Annotated in this window: 21 protein-coding genes and 1 tRNA gene; 9 read left to right on the top strand and 13 right to left on the bottom strand. The window is 57.5% G+C overall.

The window, feature by feature from the left end:
• Positions 1–330: 330 nt before the first annotated feature.
• From msrQ to BUB72_RS15990, 4 genes are all read right to left on the bottom strand, one after another.
• Positions 331–972, bottom strand: coding sequence for a protein-methionine-sulfoxide reductase heme-binding subunit MsrQ (gene msrQ, locus BUB72_RS16005; protein WP_073145822.1), 642 nt, complete (start codon positions 970–972; stop codon positions 331–333).
• 9 nt (positions 973–981) lie between these two features.
• Positions 982–1,893, bottom strand: coding sequence for a protein-methionine-sulfoxide reductase catalytic subunit MsrP (gene msrP, locus BUB72_RS16000; RefSeq protein WP_073145819.1), 912 nt, complete (start codon positions 1,891–1,893; stop codon positions 982–984).
• A gap of 139 nt (positions 1,894–2,032) precedes the next feature.
• Positions 2,033–2,662: an MSMEG_1061 family FMN-dependent PPOX-type flavoprotein gene (locus BUB72_RS15995; RefSeq protein WP_073145817.1), complete on the bottom strand. Its 630-nt coding sequence runs from the start codon at positions 2,660–2,662 to the stop codon at positions 2,033–2,035.
• 133 nt (positions 2,663–2,795) lie between these two features.
• A complete protein-coding gene (locus BUB72_RS15990; RefSeq protein ID WP_425435184.1) occupies positions 2,796–4,244 on the bottom strand; it encodes an FMN-binding glutamate synthase family protein in 1,449 nt (482 codons plus the stop codon).
• Positions 4,245–4,542: 298 nt separating this feature from the next.
• Here BUB72_RS15990 and BUB72_RS15985 point away from each other — a divergent pair, with 298 nt between their 5' ends.
• On the top strand, positions 4,543–5,025 hold the full coding sequence (locus BUB72_RS15985; RefSeq protein WP_073145815.1) for a fasciclin domain-containing protein: 483 nt from the start codon (positions 4,543–4,545) through the stop codon (positions 5,023–5,025).
• Between the two features lie 49 nt (positions 5,026–5,074).
• On the opposite strand, the gene clpB is transcribed toward BUB72_RS15985, so the two are convergent.
• Positions 5,075–7,690 carry an ATP-dependent chaperone ClpB gene (gene clpB, locus BUB72_RS15980; protein WP_073145812.1) on the bottom strand — a complete coding sequence of 872 codons (2,616 nt, stop codon included), beginning with the start codon at positions 7,688–7,690 and terminating at the stop codon, positions 5,075–5,077.
• Between the two features lie 220 nt (positions 7,691–7,910).
• Between clpB and BUB72_RS15975 the strand changes: the two genes are divergently transcribed.
• Both BUB72_RS15975 and pyrF read left to right on the top strand, forming a co-directional pair.
• Complete coding sequence (locus tag BUB72_RS15975) at positions 7,911–8,225, top strand: hypothetical protein (RefSeq protein ID WP_073145810.1); 315 nt, start codon at positions 7,911–7,913, stop codon at positions 8,223–8,225.
• Between the two features lie 57 nt (positions 8,226–8,282).
• The gene (gene pyrF, locus BUB72_RS15970) at positions 8,283–8,972 is read left to right on the top strand and encodes an orotidine-5'-phosphate decarboxylase (RefSeq protein ID WP_073145808.1); all 690 of its coding nucleotides are present in this window, start codon (positions 8,283–8,285) and stop codon (positions 8,970–8,972) included.
• Positions 8,973–9,032: 60 nt separating this feature from the next.
• Here the strand turns inward: pyrF and BUB72_RS15965 are convergent, their stop codons facing one another.
• The 4 genes from BUB72_RS15965 to BUB72_RS15950 form a co-directional block, all read right to left on the bottom strand.
• Positions 9,033–9,446 (bottom strand): hypothetical protein, encoded by a 414-nt coding sequence (locus BUB72_RS15965; RefSeq protein WP_175549184.1) that lies wholly within the window; start codon positions 9,444–9,446, stop codon positions 9,033–9,035.
• A 156-nt stretch (positions 9,447–9,602) separates the two neighbouring features.
• A complete protein-coding gene (locus BUB72_RS15960) occupies positions 9,603–9,902 on the bottom strand; it encodes a hypothetical protein (protein WP_245814876.1) in 300 nt (99 codons plus the stop codon).
• Positions 9,902–10,789 carry an SPFH domain-containing protein gene (locus tag BUB72_RS15955; protein ID WP_073145804.1) on the bottom strand — a complete coding sequence of 296 codons (888 nt, stop codon included), beginning with the start codon at positions 10,787–10,789 and terminating at the stop codon, positions 9,902–9,904. The genes BUB72_RS15960 and BUB72_RS15955 overlap by 1 nt, the downstream gene beginning before the upstream one ends.
• A gap of 92 nt (positions 10,790–10,881) precedes the next feature.
• Positions 10,882–11,289 (bottom strand): NUDIX hydrolase, encoded by a 408-nt coding sequence (locus tag BUB72_RS15950; protein WP_073145802.1) that lies wholly within the window; start codon positions 11,287–11,289, stop codon positions 10,882–10,884.
• A 55-nt stretch (positions 11,290–11,344) separates the two neighbouring features.
• Between BUB72_RS15950 and BUB72_RS15945 the strand changes: the two genes are divergently transcribed.
• The gene (locus tag BUB72_RS15945) at positions 11,345–12,595 is read left to right on the top strand and encodes a DNA polymerase IV (protein ID WP_073145800.1); all 1,251 of its coding nucleotides are present in this window, start codon (positions 11,345–11,347) and stop codon (positions 12,593–12,595) included.
• Positions 12,596–12,598: 3 nt separating this feature from the next.
• On the opposite strand, the gene BUB72_RS15940 is transcribed toward BUB72_RS15945, so the two are convergent.
• Entirely contained in the window at positions 12,599–13,459 is an 861-nt protein-coding gene (locus tag BUB72_RS15940) for an N-formylglutamate amidohydrolase (protein WP_073145797.1), read from the bottom strand.
• Positions 13,460–13,609: 150 nt separating this feature from the next.
• Here BUB72_RS15940 and BUB72_RS15935 point away from each other — a divergent pair.
• Both BUB72_RS15935 and ykgO read left to right on the top strand, forming a co-directional pair.
• A tRNA-Val gene (locus tag BUB72_RS15935) sits at positions 13,610–13,684 on the top strand.
• Between the two features lie 57 nt (positions 13,685–13,741).
• A complete protein-coding gene (gene ykgO / locus BUB72_RS15930; RefSeq protein WP_048864290.1) occupies positions 13,742–13,867 on the top strand; it encodes a type B 50S ribosomal protein L36 in 126 nt (41 codons plus the stop codon).
• Positions 13,868–14,016: 149 nt separating this feature from the next.
• Here the strand turns inward: ykgO and BUB72_RS15925 are convergent, their stop codons facing one another.
• Together BUB72_RS15925 and hemC are read right to left on the bottom strand one after the other, a co-directional pair.
• Positions 14,017–14,358, bottom strand: coding sequence for a hypothetical protein (locus tag BUB72_RS15925; protein ID WP_073145794.1), 342 nt, complete (start codon positions 14,356–14,358; stop codon positions 14,017–14,019).
• Positions 14,359–14,526: 168 nt separating this feature from the next.
• Positions 14,527–15,474 carry a hydroxymethylbilane synthase gene (gene hemC / locus BUB72_RS15920; protein WP_073145792.1) on the bottom strand — a complete coding sequence of 316 codons (948 nt, stop codon included), beginning with the start codon at positions 15,472–15,474 and terminating at the stop codon, positions 14,527–14,529.
• 100 nt (positions 15,475–15,574) lie between these two features.
• On the opposite strand from hemC, the gene hemE reads away from it, so the two are divergent.
• Together hemE and BUB72_RS15910 are read left to right on the top strand one after the other, a co-directional pair.
• Entirely contained in the window at positions 15,575–16,618 is a 1,044-nt protein-coding gene (gene hemE, locus BUB72_RS15915) for a uroporphyrinogen decarboxylase (RefSeq protein WP_073145790.1), read from the top strand.
• Between the two features lie 50 nt (positions 16,619–16,668).
• Positions 16,669–18,069, top strand: coding sequence for a mechanosensitive ion channel family protein (locus tag BUB72_RS15910; RefSeq protein WP_073145788.1), 1,401 nt, complete (start codon positions 16,669–16,671; stop codon positions 18,067–18,069).
• A gap of 93 nt (positions 18,070–18,162) precedes the next feature.
• Here the strand turns inward: BUB72_RS15910 and hemF are convergent, their stop codons facing one another.
• Entirely contained in the window at positions 18,163–19,053 is an 891-nt protein-coding gene (gene hemF / locus BUB72_RS15905) for an oxygen-dependent coproporphyrinogen oxidase (protein ID WP_073145786.1), read from the bottom strand.
• 4 nt (positions 19,054–19,057) lie between these two features.
• Between hemF and BUB72_RS15900 the strand changes: the two genes are divergently transcribed.
• Positions 19,058–19,534, top strand: a complete 477-nt coding sequence (locus BUB72_RS15900; RefSeq protein WP_139250701.1) for a hypothetical protein — start codon at positions 19,058–19,060, stop codon at positions 19,532–19,534.
• Positions 19,535–19,538 lie beyond the last annotated feature (4 nt).

Here is a 19,538-nt window from a genome sequence, read left to right as displayed (position 1 = left end):
CCATTCAGCCCGTCCAGCGCCCCGACACTGCATCACTGCCCTGCCGGTGAAGGGGGTTCTAGGCCCACTAGCCCACGCCCGCAACACCTTTTTTGAAAATTCTAAAAAAATCTCGAAAGACGGTAAAATAAATCATTATAAACAAAGACTTATGGAGATTTTCTTTTTGCAAAATTGTAGCAAATTTCTGCGCCTGCGAAGGTGCCCTCGGGGCAACTTCGGCCCCCTCTTGGTGTTATCCACAACACAACCACAAAATGTGGATTCTTTGAGGCTTAAAACTGGAGACTCAGCTGCGATTCAGTTTTCGATCAGCCAAATGAGTCGGAATCAGGGCATCAGACGTTTGCCGCGCAAAGCCAACAAACCTGCGATCACACCCAGATACACCAAAGGTTCGGTCTCCCAGACCTTCTGAACCATGACATAGTGCAAGCCACCCAAAAGAATTGCCGGGTAAGCAAGCTTGTGTAGACGTTGCCAAGCCACAGGACCCATCCGGCGGATCATCGCATTGTTGGACGTCACCGCCAGAGGTACCAGCATGAGGAACCCAAGCATTCCGATTGTAATAAATGGACGCTTCAGGATGTCGGCCCAAGCCTCTGTCCAGCGGAACTGGATATCCAGTCCAAGCCAGACACTCAGATGCAAGCAGACATAGAAGAAGGTCAGCAATCCAAGAGGGCGGCGAAATTTGATCAGCTTTAACCGGAAGCGATCCCGCAGCACCGAGATCAACATGGTAGCAATGAAGAACTGTAGTGCCAACTCCCCCAACCAGTGCTCGATCGTGCGGGCGGGGTCGACGCCAAGACTGTTCCCGAACAGGTCAAACGTGCCGGACAACGTCAGAGCGATGCCCGCCACGATATAGAGCCCCGGCAATGCACCGAGCAAATAGACCAGCCAGGTCGGCACCGGGCGCAGAACGGCATTGATCCGTTCCGCGGAGGTCAAGGCGTGCGACATCAGGAGGGCTTAGAAATTTTTGGCAAGGTCCATGCCCTCGTAAAGGCTAGCAACCTGATCCGCGTACCCGTTGAACATCGGCGTCGGGATGCGTTTGGCCAGAAGCCCGCCGCCGACACGACGCTCGGATGCCTGCGACCAGCGCGGGTGATCCACCGCGGGGTTCACGTTGCTATAAAAGCCGTACTCGCTGGCGTTGATCATGTTCCAGCTGGTTTCAGGCTGTGTGTCGGTCAGCGTGATCTTCACGATCGACTTGATCGACTTGAAACCATATTTCCACGGCACAACCAGACGCATGGGCGCGCCGTTCTGGTTCGGGATCGGCTTGCCGTAGATCCCCGTCGCCATAATGGTGAGCGGGTGCATCGCCTCGTCCAGACGCAGACCTTCGCGGTAGGGCCATGGAACGAAGCGCCGCTTCTGGCCCCACATCTCCTCGGGGCGGAGCAGGGTTTCAAACGCGACGTATTTGGCTCCGCTTTGCACGCCAGCCATGTTCAGCAAATCGGCCAGTTCAAACCCGTTCCACGGGATGACCATCGACCATGCCTCGACGCAGCGGAAGCGGTAGATACGTTCTTCTACGGTCATGGCGGCCATGATGTCTTTGAAGGAATAGGTGCCGGGCTTGTCGACCAAGCCGTCGATTTCGACTTCCCAAGGATCAGTCGTCAACGCCCCTGCATATTCAGCAGGGTCGGACTTGCCCGTCCCGAACTCGTAGAAGTTGTTGTACTGTGTGATTTCATCCCACGCGTTGGGCTCTTCGTCAGTCGAGTATTGAGAGGCCAAGGCAGGCCCCGCGATGCCCGTGGCGGCCAAGGCCGAGGCACCAGCCATGAAGGCCCGCCGGTTCAGGAATACGTTTTCGGGGGTGACGTCGCCCCGAGTCAGATCAGATTTGAACCGGTTGGCCATAATATCGAGTCCTCGCTTTTGCGTGTTCCCTTATGACTTACGCGCGCCAAGGCACAAAACCAAATGAGGCTAGCTCACGAAACTGTGGGATTAGTGTCATCGTAGCGTGAGCTGTTTCACTTCGCGCGCGTCAAAAACATCAATACAAACGGGTTCTCTCGTCGGCAGAATGATCATCTTGTACCTCATCCAAGGTTTGTTTCCGCGCTACAGTTTCAAGAACCCACTCCGCCAACGTCGGGGCGGTTTTACGTGCTGGCCAGCTGTCCGGGTACCAAAGTCGGGACCGAATTAACGATTTGGAGCAATGCATAAATGCTTCCTGCACCTCGACGACCATGGCCAGAAGCGGCTCTTTGCCATTGATCGCGAGACGTTCGTTAATCGCCCGATCCTTTACGATCCGGGCTTTGCCAGCGACACGAAGAGTGTCGCCGTGATCCGGAACAATGAATAAAATAGCCACATTTGGATCTTCAAGAATGTTCTGGAAACCATCGACTCGATGATTGCCCAATCTATCAGGAATTATCAGCGTTTTGTTGTCATAAACCTCGACAAAACCAGCGGGGTCTCCCTTCGGTGAAACATCAATCAATCCCTCCGAGGATTTTGTGGCCACAATTATAAAGGGTGCGTTGGCAATGAACCTGCGCGCGACGACGTTAAGCTGATCTGTGACCTTAAGAAACGTGTTGGTGAAGCCCTCGGTCGGTAGCAGTTCACGTAGTCGCGACACACTCGTAATTTCTTCATCTACCGTTAGCATCAGAAAACCCTTTCTTCGAAATCGCCATGCAGTACCTGCCGGCGAGACTACTATAGCAAGTTTTGAAGACATCTCGGGAGATCAACCATTTTGGCCTCCAATCGCCCATTGCACAATGTGTCAAACGGTTCACCTAACCGGCGTCCTTCACCGGATACAGCACATCCATCGGCACCGATTTACCCGTGTCCTGCACAAGCCGCACATGTTCGCGCCGCATCTGGCGTGGTTCGGGCACACCGACGGAGTGGGCGATCAGCTCCACCTCCTTGACGATGCCTTTGGCGTAGCGCGCGACCTTCTTATACTTGTCCTCCGGCACCAATCCTTGCTGGAACCTCGGATCATGCGTGGTGATGCCCGTCGGGCAGGTGTTCTTGTTGCACTTCATGGCCTGAATGCAGCCAAGGCTAAACATGAATCCCCGCGCGGACGTGACAAAGTCCGCTCCGGCGGCCAGCGCCCAAGCGACATCGCCAGGCACCATCAGCTTGCCGGAGGCAATCAGTCGTATCCGGTCTTTCAATCCGTATTCCCGCAGCAGGTTCGCGACTTCTGGCAAGGCTTCCTTGATCGTAACCCCGACAAGATCCATCAGCGGAAGGGGGGCCGCACCGGTTCCGCCCTCTCCGCCGTCGATGGTAATAAAGTCAGGGGCCTCGTCGCGTTGCAGCACCAGATCAAAGAGGTCGCGGAACGGCGCCTCCGATCCAAAGACCGTTTTTATCCCCGTCGGCTTGCCTGTCACTTCGCGGACATGGGCAATCATGTCCAATAACTCAGCGACGTTGGATACCTCGACATGGCGATTGGGTGAAATGCTGTCTTGCCCCTCGTCGATCCCGCGAATGGCGGCGATTTCGGCGGTGACCTTGGCACCGGGCAGGATGCCCCCTTTGCCAGGCTTTGCCCCTTGCGCCAGCTTGATCTCGAACATCTTCACTTCGGGATGTGCCGCCACTTCGCGCAGCTTGTCGTCATTGAGCGATCCGTCTTTGTTGCGCACGCCATATTTGGCAGTGCCGATCTGGAACACGATGTCCGCGCCACCCTCCAGATGATAGGGGCTGAGCCCCCCCTCACCCGTGTTCATCCAGATACCTGCTTCCTTGGCTCCACGTGAAAGGGCGGTCACCGCAGGTTTCGAAATCGCGCCGTAAGACATGCCGGACAGGTTGAAGAACGATTTGGCCTCGAAGGGATGTCGTGACGTGCTGCCAATTACCAAAGGCTCGGAGGACGCAAATTGATCATCCAGCGGTGGAAACGCGGCATTCACAAAAAGCGGCGTACCCACCACCGAAAGATCGCGGGTCGATCCGAACGCGACTGTGTTTCCCTCACCGCTGGTGGAACGGGATATCCAGTCTCGCTGCGCCCTGTTGAACGGTAGCTCCTCACGATCCATCGCGAAAAAGTATTGACGGAAGAACTCGCCCAGCTCGGTGAAGAGATGCCGAAACCGTCCGATGACTGGGTAATTGCGCCGAATGGCGTCGCTCGTTTGGGACCGGTCGATGGCGAACAGCACCAACGCCAACAGCGCCGCGATACCGATGACACCTACGAAGGCCAATGCCATCACTTCGATCACCCAGCCCGCCCAATCAAACATCCACATACCGGATCCCCATTTTATGTTTTGCGTACTGTCGGATGCGCCGCCAGAACACGCAAGTGAATGCTCCATAAGCCGCGCTGCGATCACGGGCGATAACAAGAATGTCATTGGAAAGCGGGGAAACCGTTTGCTTAGGCCAAGCTCGAGATTGGTCAAGAATGAAAAAGTGCTGATCGGCGGCATCCTGCCGTGGGGTTTGTGCGTATCGGTTCCGATGCTCAATCACGAGCGTCTTTTGTAGTGAACAGGAGACCACGATATGATCCGCAGAACTTTTATCGCTTTGACCGCCGCCGCAGCCCTGACGGCACCAGCCTTCGCAGATGGCCACTCCAAGGACATCGTCGATACAGCCGTTGCCGCTGGCAGCTTCGGCACCCTTGTGGCCGCTGTGCAAGCGGCAGGCTTGGTTGACACCCTGAAAGGCGAAGGCCCGTTCACCGTCTTCGCCCCCACGGACGAGGCGTTTGCCGCCCTGCCCGAAGGCACGGTCGAAACTCTGCTCAAGCCAGAAAACAAGGATCAGCTAACCGCGATCCTTACCTATCACGTCGTTGCTGGCAAAGTGATGTCGGGCGATCTGTCCGACGGCATGACGGCAGCAACCGTCCAAGGCGGCGAAGTGACGATCAAAACCGAGGGTGGTGTGATGGTGAATGATGCCAACGTAACGGCGGCTGACATCGAGGCGTCTAACGGCGTCATCCACGTTATCGACAAGGTCATCATGCCCGCAAGCTGAAGGGCCAAACCTGAATAGTGAAAGGGCGCCCGAAGGCGCCCTTTTTACGTTAATGAACCACCGCGTCGTCCGGCTTTGGTCTGTTGGACGCGCTAATGCGCCCACCAACCAGCAATCCGTCCGGCCCTGCGCTCACTTCGACGGTCGAGCCATCAAGCACCTCGCCTGCCAAGATCATCTCGGCCAGCGGATCTTGCAGCGCACGCTGAATGGCACGCTTCAATGGCCGAGCCCCGAACACAGGATCGTAGCCTTCGTCAGCCAGCCATTGCTTGGCATCCTCGTCCAGCGCCAAAGTGATCTTGCGACCAGCAAGACGTTTTTCCAAACGCGCCATCTGGATATCCACAATCGCGTTCATGTCGTCGCGGGCTAGGCGGTCGAAGATGATCGTCTCGTCCAGACGATTCAGGAACTCGGGGCGGAAATGCGCCCGCACCGCGTCCATCACGTCGCGTTTGGCATCCGCTGCGTCCGCGCCTTCAGGAAGCTGGCTTAGCGCCTGCGCCCCTAGGTTCGACGTCAGGATGATCAGCGTCTGCTTGAAGTCCACGGTGCGGCCTTGGCCGTCCGTCAGAACCCCGTCATCCAGCACCTGCAGCAGCACGTTGAACACGTCAGGGTGTGCCTTTTCGACCTCGTCGAACAACACAACCTGATAAGGTCTGCGTCGCACGGCCTCGGTCAAAACGCCGCCTTCATCATAGCCCACATAGCCCGGAGGGGCACCGATCAGACGCGACACGGCGTGTTTCTCCATGAACTCGGACATATCAATACGCACCATCGCGCTGTCATCATCGAACAGGTACTCCGCCACGGCCTTCGTCAGCTCGGTTTTACCCACGCCGGTTGGCCCGAGGAACAGGAAGCTGCCAAGTGGGCGGTTCTCGTCGTTCAGCCCAGCACGCGCACGACGCACGGCATTGGCGACCGCTTGGACAGGAAGACGCTGCCCGATCACACGGCGACCCAGCTCTTCTTCCATCTTCAGAAGTTTCTCGCGCTCGCCTTCCAGCATTTTGGAGGTCGGAATACCGGTCCAACGCTCAACAACGCTGGCGATCTGCTCAGGCCGCACGGCCTCTTCGACCATCTGCGTCTCTTCGCGGCTTTCAGCCTCGGTCAACGCCTTTTCCAGATCAGGGATCACGCCGTAAGACAGCTCCCCCGCTTTGGCGAGGTTGCCTTCGCGTTTGGCAATATCCAACTCGGCCCGCGCACGGTCCAGCTTTTCTTTTAGATCACGTGCGCCTTCCAGCTTGTCGCGTTCCGCCTGCCATGCGGCCGTCATCTCGGACGACTTTTCTTGCAGCTCGCCCAGTTCCTTTTGCAAGGTCTCCAAACGATCCACCGAAGCGGCATCATCCTCTTTTTCCAGGGCAGCGGCTTCAATTTGCAGTTGCAGGATTTGGCGATCCAAAGCGTCCAGCTCTTCGGGTTTGGAATCCACTTCCATCCGCAACCGCGACGCGGCTTCGTCTACAAGGTCGATGGCTTTATCCGGCAAGAAACGGTCGGTGATATAGCGATGCGAAAGCTCTGCCGCCGCAACCAAGGCACTGTCCGAGATCCGCACACCGTGGTGCAGTTCGTATTTCTCCTTGATGCCACGCAGGATCGACACCGTGTCTTCCACCGTAGGCTCTGCCACCATCACGGGCTGGAAACGCCGTGCCAAGGCCGCATCTTTTTCAACGTGCTTGCGGTATTCGTCCAAAGTGGTGGCACCAACGCAGTGCAATTCACCCCGCGCCAAAGCAGGTTTCAACAGGTTGGAGGCATCCATAGACCCCTCGCTTGCGCCCGCACCGACCAGCGTGTGCATCTCGTCGATGAACAGAATGATCTCGCCCGCAGCGGCGGTAACCTCTGACAGGATCGCTTTCAGACGCTCCTCGAACTCACCGCGATATTTCGCACCCGCAATCAGTGCGCCCATGTCCAAGGACATCAGCCGCTTGTTGCGCAAACTTTCCGGGACGTCACCATCAACGATGCGCAAAGCAAGGCCCTCGGCAATCGCGGTTTTACCCACTCCCGGCTCCCCGATCAAAACAGGGTTGTTCTTGGTGCGGCGTGACAGAACCTGCATCGTGCGACGAATTTCTTCGTCGCGACCAATAATCGGGTCAATTTTGCCTTCTCGCGCAGCCTCGGTCAGGTCACGCGCGTATTTCTTCAGGGCGTCATAGCCTTCTTCGGCATTGGCGCTGTCGGCAGTGCGGCCTTTACGAACATCATTGATCGCCGAGTTCAGCTTTTGCGCCGAAACAGCGCCAGCGTCCAACGCGTCCTTCGCGGGGCTTTTCACCATCGCTAGGGCGCATAGCATCCGCTCCACCGGCACGAAACTGTCGCCAGCTTTCTTGGCCAATTTCTCGGCCTCATCCAGCACTTTGCCGGTTTGGCTGTCCATGTAGACCTGCCCACCGGATCCGGTGACTTTCGGGATTTTTTCCATCGCCAGCTCAACGGCTTCTTTAACGCGCGCAGGCGCGCCGCCAGCGGCAGAAATCAAGTTGGAGGCGAGCCCCTGCTCGTCATCCATAATCGCTTTGAGAAGGTGTTCAGGGGCAAGGCGCTGGTGGTCCTCACGCATTGCGATCGTTTGCGCGGCCTGGATGAATCCGCGGGCGCGCTCGGTGAATTTTTCCAAATCCATTGGGTACGTTCCTTTCATTAAGCCTTTGTCGAATTGTAGCCCGCTAGGCGGCACTGTGCTTTGACAAATCTCAAACCTTAGATGGGGAGTAGCCTCCACCTGCTCAAGGGGTGTGATCACAAAATTTCGACGTTACAATGATTCACTACGTTGTGACTGCCGTTTAGTGGCGACGGAACCTTTTCGATCCTACGTTGTTAGTAATGAAAAGGAGGTAACTATGAGCAGTTATCAAACAGAAGTGCAAAACTTGAACTACAATGCCGCAACGCGGTGTTTCGAGGCCTTGGTTGTGTTTCACGAGGGGCATGAGACCCGTAAGGTTCCGACCTCCGCTCCTTTACCGATCGCGACAGATTTCGAGGCGGTTTCAACCGTTCTGGTCGCACGCGCCAAAACGCATCGCGCGAAGGGCCGTGCGAAGTTGATGTCGCGCTCACCCACTCAAAAAGCTGGTCGCCTCATCCACATCAACGACATGATCCGTCAACTTAAAGATACCATGGGTCTTAAGGATATGCAGACCGCCGCTTGACGACACGGCGTCAGACGGGCAGCTAGGGCCAAATCCTAGCTGCAAAGGCCTGCTCCCATGTCCGATGACCGTCTGATCGTTGCAATTGACCTCCCCAATGCCCTCGCCGGGCTGGATTTAAGCCAGCGCCTTGGCGATAGCGTAAATTTCTACAAAATCGGCCTCGGGATGCTGACCGGTGGTGGCCTTGCACTTGCCAACGAGCTGAAAGACGAGCACGGCAAACGCATCTTTCTTGATATGAAACTGTTCGACATCGGGGCAACTGTCGAAGCAGCCGTCCGTGGCCTTGCGCAGTTTAATCATGACTTCCTAACCGTCCACGGCGACCCCCATGTCGTGCGCGCCGCCAAGGAAGGCGCGTCGGGGACTAACATGAAAATCCTTGGCGTGACGGTTCTCACGTCGCTCGATCGCGCCGATCTGGATGATGGCTGTATCAAAGCTGGCGACATTCACGAGATTACGCTCGAACGAGCGGCAAAAGCCCTAGAGGCGGGTGCCGACGGCGTCATCGCATCCCCGCAAGAAGCCGCGATGATCCGCGCCCTCCCCGAGGCCGAGGGTCGTTTGATCGTCACCCCCGGCGTGCGCCCGTCCGGTTCGGCGCTTGGTGACCAAAAACGCGTCGCAACTCCAGCCAAAGCAATCAGCGACGGGGCCGACCACATCGTGGTAGGCCGCCCGATCTGGCAAGCAACAAACGCACGCGAAGCGGCCCAAGCGATCCTTGACGAGTTGCCATAAGAAAACGGGCCCCTCAGTTAAGAGGAGCCCGCTTCTGGTCTCGGGAGGAGATCGAGTAGTTTAGTTGAGCGTTGTACGCTCAGCGGCAGAGTCGTTGCTGAGTGCGAAGAAAGCTTGCACGTCGCGACTTACATCAGCGCCACCGATCATTGCGTTCATTTCTGCTGCGGATTCATTGGCCGAGATGCCAACTTTCAGCGCTTTCGCCACGTTGCCTGTCGATGTTTCGCTCACGGTCAGTTCAGCGGCAGAATCGTTGCCCATGGCGAAGAAGGCTTGCGGGTTGCTCACGTCAGCAAAAGCAGGTGCGGTTGCGGTCAGGGCGATAACAGTTGCGATAATAGTTTTCATTTTAAGTACTCCGGTTTCGATTTTAAGGTTCAGCGTTGTTGCTGTTGATGAACCCAATTTGGAGCTTTTCTCGCTCACACTCAATGAACAGATTCGTGAGAATTGCGCACGATTGGTGCGCATATGAACAGACTTGGTGCAAGGTTGAGCAGCGGATAACAAGCCCGTTAGAACTGATCAATTCACAAAATTATTTGAAACTATTCGGCGTCTGGACGCGTGAATGCCCGCACCAATGGCACGGGCATGTGATCTTTTTTACGCGGTCGAAAAAAGGAATCAGTTCTCGTTGATATCTTTGTCCCAGACTTTGACCTGACCGTTACGGCGACCAAAATATTGGCGCAGCCCCAACCATGTGATCAGCGACGCTGCCCCATAGACCGATAGAGTGATGGGCAACGAGTCCATCATCATACCGGCAGGCCAGACACCAACTGCAAACACAACACCCATTGCCGCCGCCGCGACTGCGAAGCCCAGCAGGATGTAGCCCGGCATCAGGATTTCGAACACGCCCAGCAACAACGCCAGCGCGAACCAAACCCAGTATTGGTTCCACAGAATGAATTGTTCCATCAGGTCCTCCCCTTCAGAAGTTTAAACGCGTCGCCAAAGGCGTCCAGCGCGGCGGTCGGCAACAACACGGTTTGCTTGCCAGCCCCTTGAGCGACTTCAGACAGAGCCTCGACCTGCTTCAAGGCCACTTGATACTGTGCAGCCTCCACGCCGTTTTCCTTGATCGCGACGGCAACCACTTCGGTTGCATAGGCCTCGGCGTCCGCTTCGATACGGCGGGCTTTGGCCAATTGCTCGGCCGCATAAAGCTGCGCGTCGGCATTCAGCTCCACCGACCGCTTGGAGCCTTCGGCTTCCGTCACTTGCGCACGGCGCGCGCGTTCTGCATTCAACTGCTGCATCATCGCGGCGCGGGTTGCGTCATCAAGGTTAACGTCCAAAATCTCGGCCCGGGTTACCTCAATGCCCCAGTCATCCACGACCTTCTCGAGCGAAGATTGAATGCGTTCGATCAACTGTCCACGGTTGGACTGGACTTGGTCCAGCTCCAGCGTACCCAACTCGGAGCGCACGATACCAACAACAGTGGTCATGATCGCCGCGTCGATGTCGCGAATACGGTAAACCGTCTTTTCCGGTTCGATGATGCGGTAAAACACGCTGCTTTCGACCTGCACCAACACGTTGTCTGACGTGATTGCATCTTGGCGATTAGTCGGCAGTTGGCGTTCCAGAATGGAAATCTTGTGCGCCACACGATCCAGAAACGGCACGATAAAGTTGATGCCAGGCCCAAGCACCGAGCGCAGGCGGCCAAATCGCTCAACGACGAACTTGTCGCTTTGAGGGACGATCCGCACGCCCGCGAGGACGACGACGACCAAAAAGACGAACAACAGCAGGAACACTGCGTTATTGCCCAAAAATCCCAAAATAATGTCTTCCATCAATAAATTCCCTTCACTGTCCTAAGGTTTATATGGGGTGCAGAAGGCCCGTTTAGAAGAAAGAAACAGTCTGTTTCGGTCGATATCGGCAGCTAGAGTCTTTCCAGATACACCCGTAAGCAATCCTGCAAATGCGCGATAGCATCGCTGCGGGACAGGAATTCTTCTGGTGTCATGAGCTTCCAGCGCTGCCCTTCATCCCCGAAAACTACGCCCGATTCCGCTCCGGTGGGCAAATGAGCGGCAAAGAAATACGCGGTCCCTACCGGCTCCCGCGTCTCATATACGGATTTTCCGACCAGTTGATCGGGCGGCAACGAAAGCCCGAACTCTTCTTTCAACTCGCGCAACACACATTCTTCGGGGCTTTCCCCCAACTCTCGTCCGCCTCCGGCAAAATCCCAGCACGCGGGAAAAGGGATGTGATCAAAATCATCGCGCAACGCGACCAACAGACGCTCGCCGATAAATACCGCTACTTTTGCGCCGTGAAATTCCATGCACCACTCATAGCAGAAGATTGCCGCCTACACCCCTCTGGCGTATCACCACTCCATGCCTTCGCTTTGCCGCACCTGTTTCCACCAATATGACCAAGGCGCCCGCTGCCCCGCCTGCGGGTCGCCCCGCGTCATGTCACATCCAGAACTGTTCGAGCTTTCAATCGCCCACATGGATTGCGACGCCTTTTATGCGTCGGTCGAAAAGCGCGATAATCCGGCCCTGCGCGACAAGCCCGTAATAATTGGAGGCGGCAGGCGCGGTGTTGTTTCTACTGCCTGCTACATCGCCCGCATCAAGGGTGTGCGTTCCGCCATGCCGATGTTTCAGGCGCTCAAGCTTTGCCCCGAGGCCGAAGTCGTGCGTGGCCGCATGGACGTCTATGTGGACGTGTCCCGCCAAATCCGCGCCTTGATGCAGGAACTGACCCCCGCCATCGAACCCCTGTCACTGGATGAGGCTTTTCTTGACCTCACAGGCACTGAAAAACTGCATCATGCCCCGCCCGCGGTTATCCTGGCGCGGCTGGTAAACCGGATGGAAAGCGACATCGGTGTGAGCGGCTCCATCGGATTGAGCCACAACAAGTTCCTAGCAAAGGTCGCGTCCGACTTAGACAAGCCGCGCGGTTTTTCTGTTATCGGCAAGGCGGAAACCGACGACTTCCTGCGTGACCGCCCCGTCTCCTTGATCTGGGGTGTCGGCGCGGTAACCCGCGAGAGTCTGGAAAAGGCCGGTATTCGCACATTCGCCGACCTGCTCCGGTGGGACCGCCAAGACTTACACGCGCGCTTTGGCTCGATGGGGGATCGCTTGTGGCATCTTGCCCGTGGTGAAGACCGCCGCCGTGTGTCCGCCCATGAGCCGGTCAAAGGGATCTCGAACGAAACCACGTTCCATGATGACACCGCCGACACTGACCTGTTGGACGGTCACCTATGGCGCATGGCCGAAAAGGTGGCGGATCGCGCGAAGGCCAAGCAAATTGCGGGCCGCGTCGTCACGCTGAAGCTGAAGACCGCCAAGTTCAAACTCATTACCCGCCGCCAATCCTTGCGAGACCCGACGCAACTGGCCGACCGCATATACCGCACGGCGCGGGACTTGATGGCCAATGTAAACGAAGGACCTTACCGCCTGCTTGGCGTCGGCATTTCCGATCTGATGCCTGAAACTGACGCCGACCGCACGCCAGACCTGCTCGACCCTGATGCTGCGAAGCGCACGGATGCCGAGCGGGCGACCGACAAGATTCGCGAGAAATTCGGTAGCGATGCGATCAAGAAAGGCCGCTCCCTGCGGTAGCGTCTATTCGGCGGCCAAGGGCAGCTCTTGGCGGCCCAGATCCGCAATCTCCGCGACGACGTTTTCCATCAACTGGCAAAAGCTGTCGAAATTGCCGTTCGGCCTGACAAACTGCTCGTTCATATATAGGGCGCGGTCGATCTCGATCTGGATCGCATGATGGCCACGCGACGGACGACCGTAGACCTGCGTTATATATGCCCCTGCAAAGGGTGCGTTCCGGCTGACCCGCAATCCGGCCTCAAGAAATATGGTCTCGATCCGGTCAACGATGTCGCCACCAGCCGCCGCGCCGAAACGGTCACCTAGCACCACCTCAGGGCGGGAAAACCCCACCTGCGCCACAGATTGCACGGCTTCATGGGGCATAGAATGGAAGTCGACCAACACCGCGCGCCCGAAGGTCCGGTTGGTTTCCTCCATCAGGGTCCCAAGGCATTTGTGATACGGATGCCAGTACTGCTCGATCCGCGCACTGGCCTCCTCTATCGACAGTTTCCCCGCGTAAATTGCCCGCCCGTTCGCGACGACCCTTGGGATAACTCCAAGCCCCGACGCAATCCGAGGGTTGTGGCCAGGTCGGCGCACGCCTTGCACAACTGCGGGATCCAACTCGTCGCAGGCGCGGTTCAGGTCAAGAAAGGCCCTAGGCATATTCGCCGCCAGAAAGGGCGAGCCATACTTGGCCGCAGGAGCGACCAGCCTGTCCACGAACGCATCTTCCGATGAGCGTATCTGTAAATCGTCCAGCACCGTGCGCCGCAGAAATGCGCGGCTATAATTCCGCCCACTATGCGGGCTGGAAAAGACCATGTAACTGGTTTGGACCTCTGGTAGGGTCAATGTGTAAGCGTCGTTCGTCATGCCCGCTCCTGTTGCCTAGAGTATAGGGCTAAAAATTGCGCATTCAAAAGCCCTTGAACAGCATTCCGACTCCTTCTATAGAGCGCGGACCAACGTGCTCCGGCTGCGTCCCCTTTGCTGTGGGATAGGATCGGAAAATGAAGGTCAGATGGGCGCTTAGCTCAGCGGTAGAGCACTTCGTTGACATCGAAGTGGTCACTGGTTCGATCCCAGTAGTGCCCACCATCTGAACGAATTGTAATTGAAGGCGCCCTACCGCGCTGGACGAATAGGAGAAGAGACATGAAGGTTAAGAACTCACTTCGCTCCCTGAAGTCGCGCCACCGGGATTGCCGGGTCGTGCGCCGCAAAGGCCGCGTTTACGTGATCAACAAAACCCAGCCTCGCTTTAAAGCCCGCCAAGGTTAATTTCTTGGGCCAAGCTTGAGCGCTTCGGCGTTTTGGACTGAACAGAAAAAGGCCGCTCTCTCGGGAGCGGCCTTTTTTAATTCCAATATCAACCAACGCTAAATGCTCAAACATTCGAGCAACTTCGCAGACGTTGATCAACGCGCCAGTTAGCTACCGATCAGACGCCCGAGCAACGAGCGCGGTTTTTCCGCTGGTTGTTCAGCAGCCTGCGCAACAGGTGCGGGGGGAATCGGTGGTAAGGCAGCTGCTTTTGGCGCCGCTGGTTTTTCAGCCTCGACTGCTGGCGCTGCGGCCTCGGCAGATGGTTCAGGAGCGCTTGGCGCTGCGGCTTCTGGCTCTTGCACTTCTGGCACAGTTGGAAGCGGCATCGGCGTTTGAGTCTTCTTCAACGCCTCTTCTTCCAATAGCTCTTTGATCGTTTTCATTGTAAAGGCTGTTTTCTCCCGACCGGAGGCACCCTTCATCGGCTGAAGACGTCCATGTTCCATTCTCTGACCTCCTAAATCCTGAGTAAATTGTTAAAACTCACGCAAATTTTCCTTCGCGTGGTTGGAACAATCCTCTTAAATTATGGCAATTTTGCGATTTAGGTTGGGCGAAACGATGCCGGTGCATTCGCTTGGCAGCCCTTTGTGGCACCTTAACCCGATCTCGGGCTAGCTCCGCCAATCAAAGAAGTTCTTTGGCGCTCGCGCGGTCAACCGGTCTGCCACCGCACGGCCCATCTCGGCAGCATCTTCGATCGAAGCGGTTTCAGCATCACTCAATGCTTCTGATCCGTCAGGGCGCAAAATCTCGGCACGGAATTGCACAGTTCCCCCCTTCAACTCCGCCAAACCGGCGATCGGCGTCTCGCAAGAGCCCTCCAATTGCGCCAGATAGGCCCGCTCGCAAGCCAGCCTCTGACCTGTGGGAACATCATGGATCGCGGCAAGCATCTCTGCCACGCGGGTATCATCCTCGCGTCGCTCAATCCCGATCGCGCCTTGTGCGACGGCAGGAAGCATCTCGTCGGTTGCTATGCTGGTCGCAGGAACGCCATCCATCGCAAGCCGGTTCAGCCCCGCCATCGCAAGGAAAGTACACGTCGCGACCCCGGCATCCAGTTTCTTCAGCCGTGTCTGCACATTGCCACGAAACTCCACCACATTCAGATCAGGGCGGCGGTTTAAAATCTGCGCACGCCGTCTCAACGACGACGTTCCGACCGTTTCGCCGACCGCCAAATCCGCAATGCTTTTCGCCTTGAATGACACAAACGCATCGCGCTCGTCTTCGCGCGGCAGGTAAGTGTCGAGCAGCAAGCCCTGCGGTTGCTCCACCGGCATGTCCTTCATCGAGTGGACAGCAATGTCGATCTTGACCGACAACAAGTCCTCCTCGATCTCTCGGGTGAACAGCCCCTTGCCGCCAATCTCTTTTAACGACCGGTCCAGAACGGCGTCACCCGTGGTCTTGATCACCACAACGACGAACGCCTCTTCCGGCAAATCAAACGCCGCCATAAGCCGCGCACGCGTCTCGTAGGCCTGCGCCAGAGCAAGCGGTGATCCGCGGGTGCCAATCCGCAAGGGTGAGGTCGGGGTGGGTAGGTTCATTGCCATGACAGCCTGCTTAAATGGGCGCACTTATGCTGACAAGCTGTCGCCTTGACATTCGGTCACCCGAGCGCGGACAAGAGGTCGCAACATAAGGAGTGTGGCCATGGCCGAGCAGAAGAAAATCATGCGTGCATTGGCAGGCGAAACACTGGATACGCCACCGATCTGGATGATGCGCCAGGCGGGTCGGTATCTGCCAGAATACAAGGCGACCCGCGCGCAGGCCGGCGACTTCCTGTCGCTGTGCTACAACCCTGATTTGGCGACCGAGGTCACACTTCAACCGCTCCGCCGCTTCGACTTCGACGCGGCCATTCTGTTCGCCGACATCTTGCTGCTGCCGCAAGCCTTGGGGGCGGATCTGTGGTTCGTCACGGGCGAAGGCCCGCGCCTGTCAACCGTGACCAGCGCCGCCGACTTCGCCAAACTCAAAGGCCCGTCAGACGTGCACGAGCATCTGTCGCCGATCTACCAAACGGTACGCAACCTTGCAGGCGAGCTCCCCAAGACCACTACGCTGATCGGTTTCGCAGGTGCCCCGTGGACCGTGGCCACTTACATGATTGCGGGCCAGGGCACACCCGATCAAGCCCCCGCCCACAAGCTGCGGATCGAACAGCCCGAGGTGTTCGACGCCTTGATCGAACTGCTGACTGACGCCACCATCGAATACCTGTCCGCGCAGATCGACGCGGGTGCCGAAGTGGTGAAATTGTTCGACAGTTGGGCGGGTTCGCTGTCCGGCGATGCGTTCAACAAATACGCCCTCGCCCCTACAACAAAGATCATTACCGCACTGAAAGCCCGCCACCCGAACACGCCAATCATCGCCTTCCCCCGCGAAGCTGGCGACAACTACATCGGGTTTGCCAAAGCAACGGGTGCAGATTGCGTAGCGCTCGACAATTCCGTCTCCGCCGATTGGGCCGCCGCAAACGTTCAGGTCGATGGCTGCGTTCAGGGCAACCTTGCTTCGCGCCACATGGTGACCGGCGGGAAGGATCTCGTCGAGGAGACCCGCGCCATCGTCAAAGCCTTTTCCAAAGGCCCGCACATCTTCAACCTCGGCCACGGCATCACCCCCGACGCCAACCCTGACAATGTGCAACTGATGATCGACACCGTCCGCGAAACCGCGTCGGCCTAGGCGCATATTTCACTGGAACACCAACCGCCCGTCCCGCTAGGGTCAGGCGCATGATGACTCGTATCCTGTTCGCGCTCTGCGCCGTTTTCGCCCTGTCCATCCCCGCCCTGTCGCAAGAGGCATCAAGCGACGGCCAGGACGTGACGTCCCCGTCACAAGCCGTCTCGGTCGAACCTACGGCGCGGGACGAGCAGATCGCCGACCGGATCGTCGGCATCCTCCGCTCGACCGGCTGGTACAAGTTTTCGCGTGTCGAAGTGAAGGACGGCATCGTCTTCCTCGACGGGCGCACCACCAATGCCGATCATAAACGATGGGCACGCGATCTCGCGTCACAAACTCAAGACGTGGTCGCGGTCGTCAACCGCATTCAGGTGGTGCAAGAGGCCAACTGGTCCTTTGCCCCCGCACTGGGTGAGATCAAATCTGTTGGGAAACGTATCGTCACCTCTCTCCCCTTGATCGTACTGGCATTAATCATCCTGCCGCTGACATGGTGGCTGTCATCGCTCGCGGCCAGGGGAATCCGCCGCTGGCTTTTGAGCGGCATCGCGTCGCCTTTCCTGCGCGACATCGTCAGCCGCGCCATCGCGCTGCCGATATTCCTGATCGGGTTGTTCGTGGTGTTGCAGGTGGCGGGCCTCACGCAAATCGCCGTCTCTGTTGTCGGTGGCGCGGGGGTGATCGGCATCGTCGTCGGTTTTGCCTTTCGCGACATCGCAGAAAACTTTCTGGCGTCGCTGCTGCTGTCCATTCGCCGCCCGTTCCAGTCCGGTGACTACATCGAAGTGGCAGGCATGGCAGGCTCGGTGCGCTCGATGAACACACGCTCGACCGTGCTCCTCAGCCCCGAAGGCAACCACATCCAGATCCCCAACGCGATGATCTTCAAAAGCACGATCGTCAACTACACCAGTTCTGCCAACCGCCGCGACACGCTGGTGATCGGGGTCGGGTACGATGTATCGGTTGCCCGTGCCCAAAGCCTGATCCTCGAGGTGATCGCGGGCCACGAAGCCGTGCTGAACCAGCCGGAGCCGATGATTCTCGTCGACGGCCTCGGCAGCTCTACGGTGAACATCAAGGCTTACTACTGGGTGAACGCCAAGGACTTCTCCGTCCTCAAGGTCAAATCTGCCCTGCTGCGCCAGGTTACCAAGCGGTTGACCGAGGAAGGCGTCTCCATGCCCGACGACGCACGGGAAATCATTTTTCCACAAGGCGTTCCGGTCCTGCAACTCGAAGGGGCCGCCGAGAAATCCGCGCTCGCCATCGCCAGTCAGGAGTTTTCCGAAGGCGCTAAGCAAGTCGCCGCTGCGGCCGCCGCAGACGATGCAATGCCGGAGGTTGAGGGCAACCTGCTCAACGAACAAAGCGACGTCGAACAAGCCACCGCCGACGCCGTGGTCACCGAAGAAGACGGCGCGGACCTTTTGTCAGACAAAGCCTGACCCCTCCCCGCTTTTCATCTTGGCAAAAATATTCTCAGGGGGTCCGGGGGATGAAGTCCCCCGGCCGGTCGACGCGCGCCAGCGCGGCGAAACTCAATACCACTTCGCGACAGGCGGCAGGCTCATCAATACCGCATTGGCGTCATGACCCGTCTCCAGCCCGAACTTGGTCCCACGATCGTAGACGAGGTTGTATTCCGCATACAGCCCGCGATGCGCCAGTTGCGCCTCCTTGTCGGCCTCTGACCACGGTGCATCCCGCCATTTTTCCGTAACCCCCATAAACGCCGGTAGAAATGCGCGGCCCACATCCTGCGTGAACGCAAAATCCGCATCCCAATCACCGGTGTTCAGATCGTCATAAAAGATGCCACCAACGCCACGCGCGCGGTGACGATGCGGAACATAGAAATACTCGTCCGCCCATTCCTTGAACCGCGGGTAATAACCGGCGTCATGCTTGTCGCAGTACTCTTTCAACACATTGTGGAAAAACGCAGTGTCTTCCTCACGCTCGATGCAAGGGTTCAGGTCCGACCCACCCCCAAACCACCACGCACCCGGCGTCCAGAACATGCGGGTGTTCATGTGAACGGCTGGTGTTTGCGGGTTCTGCATGTGGGCCACCAGCGAAATTCCCGACGCCCAGAACCGCGGGTCCTCCGCCATCCCTGGCACGCCCCGTGCGGCCATGGCCTTCTGCGCCCGCTCGCCCAACGTGCCGTAGACCGTCGAGACATTCACACCGACCTTCTCGAATACGCGCCCGCCGCGCATCACGCTCATCAAACCACCGCCCGCATCTGATCCGTCGTCAGAGCTGCGCGTGGTCTTGGTCACTTCAAACGCTCCCGCTGGCTGGTCCGCAAACGGCCCTTCGGTCTGGGTATTTTCCAAGCCTTCGAAGGCGGCAACGATATTGTCGCGCAGGCTTCGGAACCATACAGAGGCTTGGGCTTTCTTGGCGTCGAAATCGTTAGTCACAGGCTTGTCCTATTTGCTTCACGTCGTGCTAACATTTGTCGGCGACAAGTGTCACGTTCCCTTGGCGTCGCAGCTGGAGTATTATGGTCTCATGAGAAAAATTCTGATTGTCCCGCTTTTATTGCTGTCCGCCTGCGCCAGCCCACGCGAAACCTGCATGCAAGATGCGGTCAAGGATTTGCGCATCGTGCAAGCGCTCATTGCCGATACGCAGGCCACCATTGATCGGGGCTATGCCATTCAAACCGAAACACGCACGGTGATTTACACCAATTTTTGCGTCGGCACCGGAATAGGCGGCGACGGGCGATTCAGTTTCTGTAATTACCCGCAGCCTGTGACGACCAAGAAGCCTGTGGCTGTCGATCTGGATCAGGAACGGCGCAAACTACGCTCGCTCAAAGCGAAGGAAACGGAGCTGAAGCGAGAAAGTTTACTGCAACAACAGCGCTGTGAATTAGAGTTTCCTGAGGCATCCTGATACC

This window comes from Litoreibacter ascidiaceicola, from assembly GCF_900129235.1.
Classification (GTDB): domain Bacteria; phylum Pseudomonadota; class Alphaproteobacteria; order Rhodobacterales; family Rhodobacteraceae; genus Litoreibacter; species Litoreibacter ascidiaceicola.
This window is presented reverse-complemented; position numbering and strand designations above follow the sequence as displayed.

Coding starts and splice junctions, on each gene's coding strand:
- BUB72_RS15950 (WP_073145802.1), bottom strand. CDS start 11,289: ATGGAATTTCACGGCGCAAAAGTAGCGGTATTTATCGGCGAGCGTCTG.
- BUB72_RS15985 (WP_073145815.1), top strand. CDS start 4,543: ATGATCCGCAGAACTTTTATCGCTTTGACCGCCGCCGCAGCCCTGACG.
- msrP (WP_073145819.1), bottom strand. CDS start 1,893: ATGGCCAACCGGTTCAAATCTGATCTGACTCGGGGCGACGTCACCCCC.
- BUB72_RS15955 (WP_073145804.1), bottom strand. CDS start 10,789: ATGGAAGACATTATTTTGGGATTTTTGGGCAATAACGCAGTGTTCCTG.
- BUB72_RS15910 (WP_073145788.1), top strand. CDS start 16,669: ATGATGACTCGTATCCTGTTCGCGCTCTGCGCCGTTTTCGCCCTGTCC.
- hemC (WP_073145792.1), bottom strand. CDS start 15,474: ATGGCAATGAACCTACCCACCCCGACCTCACCCTTGCGGATTGGCACC.
- BUB72_RS15940 (WP_073145797.1), bottom strand. CDS start 13,459: ATGACGAACGACGCTTACACATTGACCCTACCAGAGGTCCAAACCAGT.
- BUB72_RS15975 (WP_073145810.1), top strand. CDS start 7,911: ATGAGCAGTTATCAAACAGAAGTGCAAAACTTGAACTACAATGCCGCA.
- BUB72_RS15960 (WP_245814876.1), bottom strand. CDS start 9,902: ATGGAACAATTCATTCTGTGGAACCAATACTGGGTTTGGTTCGCGCTG.
- pyrF (WP_073145808.1), top strand. CDS start 8,283: ATGTCCGATGACCGTCTGATCGTTGCAATTGACCTCCCCAATGCCCTC.
- BUB72_RS15990 (WP_425435184.1), bottom strand. CDS start 4,244: ATGGCATTGGCCTTCGTAGGTGTCATCGGTATCGCGGCGCTGTTGGCG.
- BUB72_RS15945 (WP_073145800.1), top strand. CDS start 11,345: ATGCCTTCGCTTTGCCGCACCTGTTTCCACCAATATGACCAAGGCGCC.
- BUB72_RS15965 (WP_175549184.1), bottom strand. CDS start 9,446: ATGCGCACCAATCGTGCGCAATTCTCACGAATCTGTTCATTGAGTGTG.
- hemE (WP_073145790.1), top strand. CDS start 15,575: ATGGCCGAGCAGAAGAAAATCATGCGTGCATTGGCAGGCGAAACACTG.
- BUB72_RS15995 (WP_073145817.1), bottom strand. CDS start 2,662: ATGCTAACGGTAGATGAAGAAATTACGAGTGTGTCGCGACTACGTGAA.
- msrQ (WP_073145822.1), bottom strand. CDS start 972: ATGTCGCACGCCTTGACCTCCGCGGAACGGATCAATGCCGTTCTGCGC.
- BUB72_RS15925 (WP_073145794.1), bottom strand. CDS start 14,358: ATGGAACATGGACGTCTTCAGCCGATGAAGGGTGCCTCCGGTCGGGAG.
- clpB (WP_073145812.1), bottom strand. CDS start 7,690: ATGGATTTGGAAAAATTCACCGAGCGCGCCCGCGGATTCATCCAGGCC.
- ykgO (WP_048864290.1), top strand. CDS start 13,742: ATGAAGGTTAAGAACTCACTTCGCTCCCTGAAGTCGCGCCACCGGGAT.